This is a genomic window from Oceanirhabdus sp. W0125-5, assembly GCF_027938815.1.
Classification (GTDB): Bacteria; Bacillota; Clostridia; order Clostridiales; family Clostridiaceae; genus Oceanirhabdus.
In genome coordinates this window covers 1,984,889-1,999,264 of sequence record NZ_CP115913.1, presented here as the reverse complement: position 1 = coordinate 1,999,264, position 14,376 = coordinate 1,984,889, and the positions used below count along the sequence as shown (strand labels likewise).

The following is a 14,376-nucleotide window of genomic DNA, read 5'->3' as shown; positions in this document are numbered from 1 at the left end:
ATAAATATTTTATTTATTTTATATCCTATTAATACCAAAGATTAATTAAACTTAAAAACAAAACTTTTGTGCTACCTTATGTTTTCTTTCCTATAAACATAGAGAAAATCCTACCTTTTCCTTTGATATACTCTTTCCTCGGAGGTTTAAATTCTCCATTTAATAAATCACTATTATTCTCTATAAGATATAGCATCTTCTCCATATTCTTTTCTTTTTGATTTACTATAGTCTTTCTTAAAATTGCTTTTCTTGCATTTACACCATGTCCATCACTTCCTATGAAATCATATACTCCTCTATTAAGAAGTTCTTCTGCACACTTCTTTATTTTCTTTCCAAATATCCCTTGAATACTTCCTACATTCAATTGAAATAAGCACCCTTCATGTATTAATCTATTTATCATTTCAATATCTTCAATAATATATTTATATCTTTCCGGATGAGCTATTATTGGTTTTATACCATATAATGATAGTTCATAAAGTATATCTGGTATTTCCTTATTGAATCTCATCATATTCATCTCAAAGATATAATAATTTGAACCATTCACCCCTCCAAGTAACCCTTTTTCATAATCCTCCAATGTATATCTATTAAGATATATCTCCTGACCATGATGAATTTTAATACTTATATGTTCTTCTTCACATGTTTTATTAAGTTTTTCCACCTTTTCAATTACCTGCTCAAATGGAACCTCAAAGTACCCTCTCATGAAATGTGGCGTTGCTATTATTTCTCTTATTCCATCATCTTCTGCATCCCTCAGCATCTTTAGTGCTATTTCAATATCCTTAGCTCCATCATCTATTGAAGGTATAATGTGACAATGTAAATCAACCATTTATTCATTCCTCGTAACTTCTATCCAAACAGACTTTGGATTATTCTCAACAATCAACATAATCTTATCTCCCCTATTAACATACTTTATTAAATATTACCATATTTTAACAATTAAATTCAATAATATTTATTTTTGAGTAAAATAAATAGGTTCAAAAGAAATTATAAATAAATCTCTTTTGAACCTATAACTATTGTTTCTTATTATCTTTTTCATAAACAAAGATATTCTATAGTATGAAGAAAATCAACCATATTTTTCTTTCTTCTCTATTCTTTTTTCTTTGATTTTTAATTGACTACTCAAAAATATTCTCATGAAGATACTCAATATGTTTCCTTCTATCTATCTCAATTACCCAACCTTTACTCTTACTTATCATCTTCCCTTCACTATAATCATCAAGAGGTAATCTGTAATGCACCAATTCGTCCCCTGCTCCTTGAAGGAAATCCAATCCGATTTTTATAGTATCTACTAATCCTATATCTGTTTTGGTGAATTTATACACTTCTGTTATAAGCTTAGGAATCTTAGTTAACTTAATCTCTTTTGCCTGCTTAATTACCTGCTTTATGAATATCTTCTGTCTTTCGATTCTTCCGTAAGCTCCATTACCAATTTCTCTCATCTGACAATATAATAGTGCTTGCATACCGTTAAGCTTATATCCACCAACATCACTGTAGCCTATCTCTCCGTGAAATTTCTCAATATAATCTCTTTCCTCATCAGATAACTCAAGCTCTATTCCATCAAAAAGTTCAACTATGGAAGCAAATCCTCCAAAATCTACAATTGCATAGTTATCTATCTTCACTTTAAAATTATTCTGTATTGTATCTTTAAGTAATTTTATACCACCATATGCGAAAGAATGGTTAATCTTCTCATAACCATGCCCTTTTATATGTACATATGTATCTCTCATTATAGATGTTATCTTAATAGTATTTTTCTTGGAGTTTAATGTCATAATCATTATTGTATCTGATCTTGAGATGTTATTTCTATCAACATCTGCCCCAACCAGTAGTATATTCTTTATCCCTTTTTCACTTCGTATCTCAATATCTCCGCAGTTATTAAAAGAGTTAAAAACTCTCTTTAAATCCTTTGTGTATTTGTCTACTTCTGCTTGTATATCTAACTTGAATTTTAACCCTTCAGTCTCACTAAAAAGGTAAGGTGAAACAAGTTTATTGTAATCCTCACCAAAGACCACATTCACCTTCATAACTGATATTAACATCGCAAGCAACATGACTAATACATATTTTTTCATTACAATCCTCCAAACTATACTCATATATATCTTAAAATAAAAAATTATTCAAACCGACAAAATAATAAACTCCCAAAAACTTATCAAAACAAATGTATAATGTATAATTGATAATGTATAATGATGGAGGTTTCTACTTACGTAGAAACTACATCTTGTTGTTCTTTAGCACATGAAGATTTTACTCATTTTATCTTTAGATAAAATATTGTATTTAAAGCACAATGTTTCATTCAAATGAAACGAGTAAACCTTTATTGTCCAAGGAACAACAAAATTAATATTTCTCGGAGAGAAATCTCAATCATTATACATTCTACATTATACATTATCCATTAATCTTTTATCCTTTTCCTTATACAGTCAACATAACCATCAAAATCAACGCAACTAGTTCGCATATCTCATTAGTAGCTCCTAAAGTGTCTCCTGTTTGTCCCCCAATTTTCTTGTTACAGTATTTATTAAAAAACCATACTACAAAGAACATAATAGGGATTATTGTTACTGTTTCAATAATTCCACCAAATATAGTAGCCAATCCACAGCATATGATAAGAGCTATAACTATCCCCTTCACTGTAGAGTTCTCAATATATAGATTTCCTGTTCCTTGAGGTTTTGCTCTCTTAGCAATTTTAGCACTGAACATAACGCCGAGACGAGATAGCACCATATACATAAATACTCCCCAGTACTCATGGGCAACTATCAGTTCATTCAAAAGCACAAGCTTCATTACCATAAACCATATTATAGCTATAACAGCAAAGGTTCCAACATTGCTGTCCTTCATTATCTCAATTCTTCTTTCCTTGCCTCCTTCTTTGAAAGCAAAGAATCCATCACATGTATCTCCAAGCCCATCCATCTGCATACCACCAGTCAACATTATAGGTATCAGTACCATGAATCCTGATATAACGATAGAAGGAAGTATATTTCTAACCATCAAAAGTATTCCATAATTTATTATACCCAAAAATGCCCCTACTAAAACAAAAGCAAAGATTCCATCTCTAAAGTTCTTCTCATCACAATTCAAATTTTTGTTAATAGGCACCCTAGTTAAGAACTGAAAATAAAGCTGTATATTATTTAAGAAATTATTCATTATTTCACTCCTACATTAGACTTTAGAAAAGAAATGGATAATTGATAATGTATAATGGATAATGAAGGATATTTCTCTCCGAGAAATTTCAATTGTATTGTTTATTGAACAATGATAGTTTACTCGTTTCATCAAGTATGAAACCTTGTATTTAAAATTACAATATTTTATCTGAAGATAAAATGAGTAAAACCCTACTGTTCTAAAGTCCGATATAATGTAGTTTTGCAGAGCAAAACATCCATCATTATACATTCTCCATTATCAATTATACATTTACCTTAAAGTTCTCCATTATCTTTTCCCTACTTCAACTTTAAAGGTAGTCCGCAGGCAACAATATAAACCTCATCACTAAGTTTTGCTATGTATTGATTTATCCATCCTGCTATATCTCTAAAAACTCTGCTTATCTTATACTCTGGAACAATTCCGCTGCCAACTTCATTAGTTACCATGACAAGTTCCTTATCATTTTCTCTGCAGCTATCTATAAGCAATTTAAACTCATGTTTCATCTCATCCATGATACTATCCAGAGCATCTTTTTGCATATTATCATAATCTCTTTCCTTGTCAAAGAGTAGATTTGTCATCATTACAGTTACACAATCTAAAAGCACATATTTCTTATCTGTACCCTCAATTGCTTTATTTAGATTCTTATGCCCTTCATATGTTTCCCAATTTGAATTTCTATCTTCTCTATGTCTCTTGATTCTGTTCTCCATCTCTTTATCAGTAACTATAGCTGTAGCTATATAGAGCACATCATCTCTTCCTTCAAATAAACTCTCAGCAAAGCTGCTCTTTCCACTTCTGCTTCCGCCAGTGACCAAGGTTATCTTGCTCATCTTATCCTCTCCCCTCAAGCTTTTCTATACTATGAAGAAATAAGTTATCGTATTCATATTTTATCACTGCCATATCACAGTTATCACAGGAGAATTTCCAAAATAGTTCTTCTCTCTTATCCATAACATAACAGTATATCATTCTCATGACCCCTGCATGAGTTATGATCAGAACATCTTCTTTCTCATTCTCAAGCAATTCATCCATAAAATCATATACTCTCTTTGCAACATCACTGTGACTCTCACCCTTATCAGGTCTATAATTTCTCCAATCCTCTAACCAATGTGAACACTGAAGGGGATATTCATTCTCTATCTCATTAAAAGTCATTCCCTCAAAGATTCCAAAACCTCTCTCGTTGAGCTTTTCACTCACCTCTATCTCTTTATACCCAAGAAGTTCTGCTGTTTGAGCTGCCCTGCTTCTTTCACTGACATATATTTTATTAAAGTTTACATTATCCAGTTTTTTCTTTAGAGTCCTTACCTGTGCTATCCCTTTTTCAGATAACTCTAGCTCTTCATCTCCATGATAACTCTTCTTAACGTTCCCTATACTCTCTCCATGTCTAACCATGTAAATGTTCATTTCCATATCACCCTAACACATAAATTTCATTTCATTCAAATCTCATCTCATAACATAGGTTCTGCTTATGCAGAACCATCCTTCGTTTTCAGTTTTGAGTTTTCGAATTTTCAATTTTCATTTTTCACCTTGTTGCCTTCATAATCTATTAAATAATCTGTAACTATATTTGCATCATCAAACGTCCCCATATTCTCTATAGTATATAATGCACTCTCAATTATTGAAAATGCAAGAGGACATCCACTACCCTCTCCTAATCTCATTCTCATATTAAGCATAGGAGTCAGTCCTATTTCTTTCATAACATAAATCGCACCTGGTTCTGCTGATAAATGTGATGGGAACATAAAATCCTTCACATTCTCATTAAGCTTATATGCACATAAAGCAGCTGCACTTGCTATTATTCCATCTATAACTACCGGAACTTTGTATCTAGCCCCACCTAAAAAGACTCCACATAACCCTGCAATATCAAGACCACCAACCTTAGACATAACATCAACTATATCATTCTTATCTGGCTTATTAATTTCCAGTGCAGTCTCTATAACTCTCTTCTTATTCTCAAAGGCATCAGATGTAAGAGCAGATCCCTTACCAGTTGTTTTCTCCACAGAAAGACCTGTGATAGCACTAATGACTGCTGCACTAGTAGTTGTATTACCAATCCCCATCTCTCCAGTTCCAAGAACACTGTATCCATTCTTAACCAGTTTCTCAACTATATCTATCCCAGCCTCTATTGCTTCAATACACTGTTCTCTAGTCATAGCAGGCCCTTTTACAATATTATTAGTCCCTTCCATAACTCTCTTATCAATAACCTTAGGATTATTTATCTTCTTCTTAACACCAACATCCACAACAGTTATATCTGAATTGTAGAATTTAGCTAATACATTAACACCTGTAATACCCCTTGTGAAATTATTTGTAACTATATATGTAAGCTCTTGAGGACATGAACTTACACCTTCCTCAACAACACCATTATCTCCACACATTATAACAATATTCTTTTTTTCTATCTTATTATAAACCTTACCTGTAATACCAGCAAACTTCGCAGCAATACACTCAAGTTCCCCTAAACTCCCAATAGGCTTAGTAAGACCATTAAGTCTATCCCATGCTTTTTTCTCTGCGCCCTTATCTCCAGGGTGGATTTCTCTTAGTGTTTCCTCAAACAATCTCATGCCACTTCCCCCTCGAATTCAATCTATGTACAATATACATTATACTCCCTTTATATCATTAAGTCAGCAAAAAAATACTACTTGTTCTTAAAGACAAATTATAATATTCTCCATTCAAAGATTCTCTGAGCTGAAAATTTTATAACAAATTAAAAATGGAAAATTGAAAGTGGAAAACGATGTATGATTCTGACTAAGGTCAGAATTTATATTTTATTATTCTTTAGAACAAGATAGTTTTACTCATTTTATCTTTGGATAAAATATTGTATTTTATATACAATGTTTCGTCTAAACGAAACGAGTAAACTTATATTGTTTCATAACCAATACAATGTAGTTTCTGCTCATGGAGCAGAAACATCCTCCGTTTTCCGTTGTCCACTTTCAATTTTCAATTACTTAAATATTTTTGTACAAAAAAACAGCCTAATCAGGCTGTTTTTTAACATTTTCAATGTACCTCTACTTCATTTTTGCTATAAGAAAGTTAATCTTCTTCCCCATTGCTGAGAACTTAGTCTCATATTCAGTTCTTACGCTCTTATCTGCATATATACTGTTGTGAAGATCGTAAGTTAAGTAACTTAACTTATATCCTGAATCCTTGAAGTAGTATGCTGAGTCTACGAAGAACGGCTTGTCATCACTTTTAAGCCATATTTCACTCTTTGGTGCTAAAAATTCTGCATATAACTCTAAGAATTTAGGGTGTGATAATCTTCTCTTATTGTGTTTTGTCTTTGGCCAAGGTGTTGAGAAGTTCAGGTATATTCTCTTAACCTCATCCTTGTCAAAAACATTCTGTATAAGCATTATATTAAGAGCCATGAATCTAACATTATTAAGATTCATCTCTTTACACTTTCTTGCAAGATAGCATAAAACCTCATCCTTAAGGTCAACTGCTATAAAGTTCTTATCAGGATTCTGAGCCGCTGTATTTACAACGAAATCTCCTCTTCCACAACCTAATTCTAAATATATGTCATTATCGTTTCCGAATACTTCATTCCACTTACCTTTATGAGCATAGTTATCTTCAATAAAAACTCCACTTGTTTCCATGGCGTCTCTTGCCCACCATTTTTTTCTTAAACGTGCCATAAGTTTTCCTCCTTAAGTAAAATTCATCCTTGAGTAGTATATCATAAATTTACTTTGTAATAAACTCTAAAGATTCTTGAAAAATTCCTGCGTGAAGAAAACTTACAAGAAGTTGAAAATTGAAAGTGGAAAGTGGAAAACGATGGATGATTCTGACTGAGGTCAGAATCTACATTTTATTGTTAATAAACCAATAAAGGTTTACTCGTTTCATTTTAAATGAAACCTTGTAATTGAAGTACAATATTTTATCTATAGATAAAATGAGTAAAATCTTATTGTCCTAAATACCAATAAAATGTAGTTTCTGCTCAATGAGCAGAAACATCCTTCGTTTTCCGTTATCCACTTTCAATTTTCCACTATTTTTTAGCTTGCTAAAAAAACTGAATCGCTTTGCTCTTCCTCATCTTCAATGAAGCTATCAAGAAAAATACTGCTGCAAATCCAAGTGTCACTAATATGGATATAAAAACATCTATATTATCTCCACCTAGTTGAGCTGTTTTTATAGCATTTAGTGCCCATCTCTGTGGGAAGAAGTAAGATATCTTCTTCATAAAATCTGGCATTACATCAACTGGGAAGAAACATCCGCTAAGCATACATGTTGGTGTAACTATTATTGGTGTTATTAGTCCTCCAAAGCTATTACGTTTAGCGAAGGCAACACATGTCATCCCTATTCCTATTGCACTTAGTCCAAAACTCATTATTGCTGCGAATAATATCCATGGTTCAATTTGAAGATCAGCCTTCTGTATTTTAAACACTACTAGAAGCACTAAACATAACTGGATTGTTAATATTATAATATTGAATAATACATTTCCCATTATATACTCAAAAGAATTTACTGGTGCTGTTCTTATCCTGTAATAGGTCTTATTACGTTTATCTCTTAATATTCTTTCAGTATTCCCTATACAGTTGTACATAATAAACATTATGAGCATCCCCATGGCAAACGCTGTCCATCGCGCTAAATCCTCTTTACGATTTAACCATCCACCCTCTACAGTTATTTTCTCTTTCTTGTATTCATCATATAAGCTCTTAAATGTCTCTTCATCTTCCTTTGAAATCTTTGATAGACTTTTAAATGATTCTATTAGATTGTTACTGTATGCTTTTATCCATACTGAGGTTTCACTTCCTTGGATAGATGTAATAACAATATTGGGCGAGCCACCTTTAAAAGTATTTTCCTGAAAACCCTCATGTATTTCCAAGGAAATATCTATCTTATTAGAAGTTAATAATTGTGTTGTATCTCCTTCACCGGTGTAAACGTCTATATTATTATTCTCTACAAGTTCATCTATATATAACTGCGACAAATAGGTTCTATCATTATCAAGTATCTTAACCCTTAGCCCACTTTCAGGGTCTTTCGTTCCTAACCCTATTAACATATATACACTTAATACTGGTATTATAATATATTTAAATATGGACACCTTTGCCCTGAATGCTATCTTCAGAGAGTTCAATGCCATGAGAATTATCTTCATGCCGTACACTCCTTTCTTCTAAATCCAATTGCTACTACTAATAAAATTATAAATGTAACCAAAGTATTTATTAAAAGCAGCTTATTCAAAACACTGTAGCTTCCACTATATATAACTTCAAATAAAGATTGGTTTATCCACTTTACAGGACTTAATTTCCCTAGACTTATTAAAAATTTACTTCCAAGATTATATATTGGAAAATATCCTCCTCCTAGAAATACTAGTATAGGTATTGCAATATTGAATATTGTCCCTGCTGGTGCATCAGGTTTTGAGAAAGTTCCAATTAGTAGTCCTATAGCGATCATCAGAACTGCCTGTGATGAAACAATCAAGATTACACTTTTTATATCCTGTCCATAGTTCACTTTATATACTAACGAGCTAACACCCATAATTATTCCTATTTGAATTGCTGAAGCTGCAATCTGTCCAAATAGTTTTCCAAAGAATAACTCTATTCCTGTAATGTTACTAATCTTTATTCTTTTATCAGTTCCAATCACTTTCTCATAAAGAAGAAATTCTGATGCTGTAGTGGTAAAGTACATTATTATCATGGTTAACATGGTTATTCCATAGTAATCAATAGCTCTTGGTTCTTTCTTATTAGTGTTTATACCCTCTATTGTCACATATTCTGAGTAACCCTCATTTTCCTTAACTTCATCAATACTATTTCTATCATATTTATATAAGGTCATGGCTACACTTGCCCTATCTGCAAAGGAGTTAATTATCCCCTCCACAAAATCCCCCTCAAAATCAAATTTAGGTGATTTTATAACCTGAATTTGATTATCTTCACCATTTATTATTACAAGAGCAGAATGATCTCCCTCTTGTAAAATATCAATCCCCTCTTCTTTTGTCTCCACCTGTGTGAACTTAATTAGTTCCTCACTAAATTCTTGGTTAAAAGACTTAAAAGCTTCTGATACTATTCCTTCTTTCTCTACTAAATATAGTGCCTTTGTATTAATAACAGTAGTTTTTCCTGAGCCATCTCCCTCTAATGCAGTACCAAGAATCAAGATTAATAATAGAGGGAATGCAACCATCATAAATACAACATTCTTCATTCTAAAAATCTGCTTTATTTCCTTAACAGCAATACTGAGAATTTTCATTCTTTCTCCTCCCTCTACTCATCTCTAAGCTTTCTTCCTGTTAAACTCAAGAAAACTGTCTCAAGATTAGGCTCATTCATCTGAATGCTTCTGATCCCAATTTTTTTAGTTCTTAAATAATCTAAAATTTCATTCATATTATCCTTATTTTTATCAGATGTAATGGAAATTACATTATCATCTAATTTTACATTCTCTATACCTTTGATGTTTTTCATCTCTTTTAGAACTTCCTCATCAATAAGTCCTACTGAGATGTTAATTTCCTTATAATCAGTAATGAGAGTTGTAAGTTCCTGCTTAGTTCCATCTGCAATCACCTTTCCATGATCAAGTATAAAGATTCTTCCACAGACCTCTTCAACCTCTTCCATGTAGTGACTTGTATAAACCACAGTGGTCCCTCTCTCATTTAATTTTCTAACAGATTGAAGGATATGATTTCTTGATTGTGGATCAATCCCAACAGTAGGTTCATCCATAAATATTAATTTAGGAGAATGAGCTATAGCACAGGCTATATTCAGTCTTCTTTTCATTCCACCAGAGAATGTTGATGGTTTCAACTTCGCTTTATCATCAAGCTCTACAAATTTTAAAGCCTCCATAACACACTCATGTGCCTTCTTTCCTCTTATGCCATAAAGACTTGCAAAGAATTTTACATTCTCATAAGCAGTAAGATCTCCATATATAGCAATATCCTGAGGAACAACCCCTATATCTCTTTTTATCTTCCTAATCTCTTTATTAATATCCTTACCAAATATCTTAACTTCCCCTTTGTCTCTGCTTATAAGACCACATAATATATTAATGAATGTTGATTTTCCTGCACCATTAGGTCCTAATAATCCAATTATCTCTCCCTCTTCAACTGAAAAATCCACACAATCTAATGCTGTAACATCCTTAAATTTCTTTATTAATCCTTTAACCTCTATCATCGACATTTAACAATACCTCCTAAAAAACAAAGAATAAAGAAGAAAGAATAAATGTGGTTGATATTCTTCATTCTTCTGAATATCTTATTTTGTATTTCTATAATTTTATTATATTGAAAATGCTTATTGAAATTAAGTACAAATAGTAATAAAAAGGACATGACTTTAGTCATATCCTTTATAGCACTCTTTTTTAAGATACCGTTGAAAATTCAACTGCTTGTCCTTCTGCTGTTAATCTATTTTCAACGGCATTTTAAAAAAGAGAGTTATATCTACAATAACTCTCTTCATCCTTAGAAAATTTTTTAATGTTCTAACTTTGTTCTTTGTTCTTTACTTTTTGAGTTCTCTATTCTTTCTTCTTTATTTAAGGTACCAGATTGCAATCTGAGTTCTATGCTTAAGGTCAGTCTTATTAAGTATCGAAGTTATATAATTCTTAACAGTACCTTCAGAAATAAATATTTTCTGGGAAATCTCCTTGTTGCTCAATCCTTCTGCTATGAGTTCTATTATCTGTTTTTCTCTCTCTGTGAAATTTTCTAATTTCTTTGAGGCTTTATTTTCAAAAATATTATCCCTGAGCTTATCCATAACATCCCCTTGCATATATGTATTTCCATTGTTTATTATCTTTATTGCATCTATTATCTCCTGTGGGTCACTACTTTTTAACATATATCCAGAAGCACCATTCTTAATTCCTTGTACTATGTATTCATCCTCATCAAATGTTGTTAATATAAGTACACGACTCTTTGTTTTCTCCTTAATCACTTTACAAGCCTCTACCCCATTCATAACAGGCATTCTTACATCAAGCAGCACCACATCAACTTCATTTCTTATTGCCTTATTGACTCCATCTTCCCCATTAACTGCAGTGTCTACAACTTCAATTTCCCCACCTGCACCCAAGATAAACTTTAAGGCATCTCTTATCAAAGTATCATCATCACATATTAAAACCCTTATCTTATCCATTAATATTCTCCTTCGGTATTATTTGAATAATAGAGAATCCAGAATCTCCATGAGTAATTAGTTTTCCTCCTATCATATCCACTCTCTCTTCTATCCCTCTTAACCCCATACCTTTTTTAATATTTTTACACCCTTTTCCATTGTCTTTAACCTCAACCTTTATAAACTTATTCATCTCCTCAAAAGTCACATTAACTTTTGAAGCACATGAATATTTAAGTATGTTGGTAAATGACTCTTTAATATTTGCATTTATTATCTTCCAATAATGTACTGGTATATCATCATGACAATTATATTTCAGGATAATCTCAAGTTCATTATCCTCAAGCTTCATACACATTTTCTTAAGAGTGTTTAATCCATTCTCATTATTATCAGGTTTAATCTTTTTAAGTACCTTCCTTGTTTCATCCATACCATTTTTCAATTCACTTATTACTCTATTTAATATCTCCTTCTGACCCTCTTCGGTAACCATGATTTTAAGTGCCTGAAGCTGCATCAAAGATCCCGCTAAAGTATGTCCAATAGTATCATGGATATTCTGAGATATCCTGTTCCTCTCCTCCATCTTTGAGATAATCTTTATGTTCTTTTCTCTCTCTAAAAATTTAGATTGATTTTTACCAAGTTCATATCGTTCCTCTTCAAGCTCAAGAATTCTATTTTTATCACTAATTATCCTCTTGTTCTTATTTTCAATAAAGATAACTGCACCATAACTCATTACCCCAAAGAAGACCATAACAAATATCTTAACCTTTAATACAGTACAGCACATCACAACTGTAAAAAAAGTTACTATCAATCTATTTTCATTACTAAGGCTCTTAGATAATTGCATTATATTTATAGGCACCATAATAAGCAATATGTTAAATTCCAAAAAATATGCCATTGAGAAAATATAAGTATTTATACCTAGCAAAAATATAATCTTTGTAACATTGCTATCAAAATGATAAAAAATCAATTTTATAATTAAATAAGTCAATAATGCATACACCTTATATTGAAATCCAACTAAATTCTCATCAATAGCACTTCCAATAATATATAGAAAAAGCATCCCCTCAAAAAATATCGTATCCCTTATCTCCATAACCCCACTCCTGATTTATCATTTATAGACTAATTATACTATACCCAGCCCTTAAATGCGTGAACATTATGCACTTCAAATCCTCATTCACAATAAAAAGCCTCCACAAAAGCAGAGGCTTCAATATCCATATAAATCTCCCTTAATATCAACCACGCAGCGCAGTGTACGCATTTGGTACATGAACAGCGCAGAGAGGAAAGGGGACGCCGAAATCGGGCATTTTCAGTGCTTACCCTTACAGGCGTTCAGCTGCTTCTAATGCTAGCTTCGATCTTTCACATTCCTTATGAAGCAATGTAACCTGACAGCAGTACTTACTTCCCTTCATTTTTTCTGCTGCATAGCAAAGTCCATTTGATCGACCGTCTAAGAATGGTTGGTCTATTTGTTCTGGATCTCCTATTAGGATTAACTTACTACCTTCTCCTATTCTTGTTATTATTGCTTTTATTTGTCTTGGAGATAGGTTTTGTGCTTCATCTATTATAACCCAATTCTTAACTATTGATCTTCCCCTTAAGTAAGCTACTGCTTCTGTTGTTATTATTCTTTTTTCAAATAAATCATTGATACTCATTGTTAATTTTGCTTCATCATCATATCTTTCCTCATGGTTCTGATGAAGAAGAATTTCTAAATTATCAAAGATTGGTCTCATGTATGGGAGTAATTTTTCCTGTTCACTTCCTGGCAGGAATCCTATTTCCTCATCTAGAGTAACGGTAGGCCTGCAAATAAGTATTCTTCTAAAATGTTTCTCTTCTCGTTTATTTAGCTTATTTAATCCAACTGCTAGGGAGAATAATGTTTTCCCTGTTCCTGCTGGTCCTTTAATTATTACTAGAGGTGCAGTTTGGTGAGAAAGAAACAATGCTTCAGTCATAAATTTCTGTCCTACATTTTTCGGTTTTATCCCATAGAAATGTTTTCTATCACTTAATAATGGAACTATTGCTTTTCCATCAAATCTACCTAGTGCAGTCTTCTTCATGTCTTCTAATGATTTTATAACTAAAAATTCATTCGTAAATAACTCTGGTGTGTAATATCCATCTTTCTGTTTATCAAAATAAATGATATCATTCTTCTCAAGCTTACCATTTCTATAAAACTCGTCTAATTTACTTCCTGGTACAAAAACTTCTATTCTTCCAGTGTACATGAGTTCACTTTCTGGAAGACTCTCTTCATAAAAATCTTCTGATTCTAATCCCATGGTATCAGCCTTTATTCTTTCAAATATATCTTTAGTAATTAAGCAAACATTTTCTCCATCTTTTTTTAGACCTAAGCATAGCTGAATTATTCTATTATCTGCCTTTTTGGTATCCCATGATTTAGGTATTTCTATATTGGTGTGGTTTGTCTCTACTCTCAAGGTTCCACCACTTTCAAGCATGACACCTTTACTTAGATCTCCACTTGATCTGAGTTTATCCAGAATACGAGCTGCTTGACGAGCATTATACCCAAGGTCATTTTTATTTTTTTTCAAATTATCTAACTCTTCAAGTACCGTTTCTGGTATAATTACATTGTTTTCACCAAAACTATTAATAGCCCGAGGTGAATATAGAAGAACATTAGTATCTAAAACATAAGTCTTTTTCAATTTTTTTCCTCCTTCCATTACTATATTATATGATTGAAAAACAGAAAAAGATTAAATTTTAAAAT

At 32.1% G+C, this 14,376-nt stretch carries 13 protein-coding genes; all 13 read right to left on the bottom strand.

The features are described from left to right. Positions 1–76: 76 nt before the first annotated feature. The 13 genes from OW730_RS09400 to OW730_RS09340 all read right to left on the bottom strand — a co-directional run bounded on the left by OW730_RS09400 (position 77) and on the right by OW730_RS09340 (position 14,311). On the bottom strand, positions 77–853 hold the full coding sequence (locus OW730_RS09400; protein ID WP_271228768.1) for a tyrosine-protein phosphatase: 777 nt from the start codon (positions 851–853) through the stop codon (positions 77–79). 301 nt (positions 854–1,154) lie between these two features. Continuing rightward, on the bottom strand, positions 1,155–2,141 hold the full coding sequence (locus OW730_RS09395) for an LCP family protein (protein WP_271228767.1): 987 nt from the start codon (positions 2,139–2,141) through the stop codon (positions 1,155–1,157). A 355-nt stretch (positions 2,142–2,496) separates the two neighbouring features. Beyond that, complete coding sequence (gene cobS / locus OW730_RS09390) at positions 2,497–3,255, bottom strand: adenosylcobinamide-GDP ribazoletransferase (protein ID WP_271228766.1); 759 nt, start codon at positions 3,253–3,255, stop codon at positions 2,497–2,499. Positions 3,256–3,560: 305 nt separating this feature from the next. Further along, positions 3,561–4,109: a bifunctional adenosylcobinamide kinase/adenosylcobinamide-phosphate guanylyltransferase gene (gene cobU / locus OW730_RS09385; RefSeq protein WP_271228765.1), complete on the bottom strand. Its 549-nt coding sequence runs from the start codon at positions 4,107–4,109 to the stop codon at positions 3,561–3,563. A 1-nt stretch (position 4,110) separates the two neighbouring features. Further along, positions 4,111–4,701 carry an alpha-ribazole phosphatase gene (gene cobC, locus OW730_RS09380; protein ID WP_271228764.1) on the bottom strand — a complete coding sequence of 197 codons (591 nt, stop codon included), beginning with the start codon at positions 4,699–4,701 and terminating at the stop codon, positions 4,111–4,113. Positions 4,702–4,811: 110 nt separating this feature from the next. Continuing rightward, positions 4,812–5,903: a nicotinate-nucleotide--dimethylbenzimidazole phosphoribosyltransferase gene (gene cobT / locus OW730_RS09375; RefSeq protein WP_271228763.1), complete on the bottom strand. Its 1,092-nt coding sequence runs from the start codon at positions 5,901–5,903 to the stop codon at positions 4,812–4,814. Positions 5,904–6,368: 465 nt separating this feature from the next. Further along, entirely contained in the window at positions 6,369–7,010 is a 642-nt protein-coding gene (gene trmB, locus OW730_RS09370; RefSeq protein ID WP_271228762.1) for a tRNA (guanosine(46)-N7)-methyltransferase TrmB, read from the bottom strand. A 377-nt stretch (positions 7,011–7,387) separates the two neighbouring features. Beyond that, positions 7,388–8,524 (bottom strand): ABC transporter permease, encoded by a 1,137-nt coding sequence (locus OW730_RS09365; protein WP_271228761.1) that lies wholly within the window; start codon positions 8,522–8,524, stop codon positions 7,388–7,390. Beyond that, on the bottom strand, positions 8,521–9,657 hold the full coding sequence (locus OW730_RS09360) for an ABC transporter permease (protein ID WP_271228760.1): 1,137 nt from the start codon (positions 9,655–9,657) through the stop codon (positions 8,521–8,523). Before OW730_RS09360 ends, OW730_RS09365 begins: the two co-directional genes overlap by 4 nt. 14 nt (positions 9,658–9,671) lie before the next feature. Then, positions 9,672–10,610 (bottom strand): ABC transporter ATP-binding protein, encoded by a 939-nt coding sequence (locus tag OW730_RS09355; RefSeq protein ID WP_271228759.1) that lies wholly within the window; start codon positions 10,608–10,610, stop codon positions 9,672–9,674. 360 nt (positions 10,611–10,970) lie between these two features. Beyond that, positions 10,971–11,591 (bottom strand): response regulator, encoded by a 621-nt coding sequence (locus tag OW730_RS09350; protein ID WP_271228758.1) that lies wholly within the window; start codon positions 11,589–11,591, stop codon positions 10,971–10,973. Beyond that, the gene (locus OW730_RS09345; RefSeq protein ID WP_271228757.1) at positions 11,584–12,696 is read right to left on the bottom strand and encodes a sensor histidine kinase; all 1,113 of its coding nucleotides are present in this window, start codon (positions 12,694–12,696) and stop codon (positions 11,584–11,586) included. The genes OW730_RS09350 and OW730_RS09345 overlap by 8 nt, the downstream gene beginning before the upstream one ends. Positions 12,697–12,934: 238 nt before the next feature. After that, positions 12,935–14,311, bottom strand: coding sequence for a PhoH family protein (locus OW730_RS09340; protein WP_271228756.1), 1,377 nt, complete (start codon positions 14,309–14,311; stop codon positions 12,935–12,937). Positions 14,312–14,376 lie beyond the last annotated feature (65 nt).

Coding starts and splice junctions, on each gene's coding strand:
- OW730_RS09400 (WP_271228768.1), bottom strand. CDS start 853: ATGGTTGATTTACATTGTCACATTATACCTTCAATAGATGATGGAGCT.
- OW730_RS09355 (WP_271228759.1), bottom strand. CDS start 10,610: ATGTCGATGATAGAGGTTAAAGGATTAATAAAGAAATTTAAGGATGTT.
- OW730_RS09360 (WP_271228760.1), bottom strand. CDS start 9,657: ATGAAAATTCTCAGTATTGCTGTTAAGGAAATAAAGCAGATTTTTAGA.
- cobC (WP_271228764.1), bottom strand. CDS start 4,701: ATGAACATTTACATGGTTAGACATGGAGAGAGTATAGGGAACGTTAAG.
- OW730_RS09350 (WP_271228758.1), bottom strand. CDS start 11,591: ATGGATAAGATAAGGGTTTTAATATGTGATGATGATACTTTGATAAGA.
- cobS (WP_271228766.1), bottom strand. CDS start 3,255: ATGAATAATTTCTTAAATAATATACAGCTTTATTTTCAGTTCTTAACT.
- OW730_RS09345 (WP_271228757.1), bottom strand. CDS start 12,696: ATGGAGATAAGGGATACGATATTTTTTGAGGGGATGCTTTTTCTATAT.
- trmB (WP_271228762.1), bottom strand. CDS start 7,010: ATGGCACGTTTAAGAAAAAAATGGTGGGCAAGAGACGCCATGGAAACA.
- OW730_RS09365 (WP_271228761.1), bottom strand. CDS start 8,524: ATGAAGATAATTCTCATGGCATTGAACTCTCTGAAGATAGCATTCAGG.
- OW730_RS09395 (WP_271228767.1), bottom strand. CDS start 2,141: ATGAAAAAATATGTATTAGTCATGTTGCTTGCGATGTTAATATCAGTT.
- cobT (WP_271228763.1), bottom strand. CDS start 5,903: ATGAGATTGTTTGAGGAAACACTAAGAGAAATCCACCCTGGAGATAAG.
- cobU (WP_271228765.1), bottom strand. CDS start 4,109: ATGAGCAAGATAACCTTGGTCACTGGCGGAAGCAGAAGTGGAAAGAGC.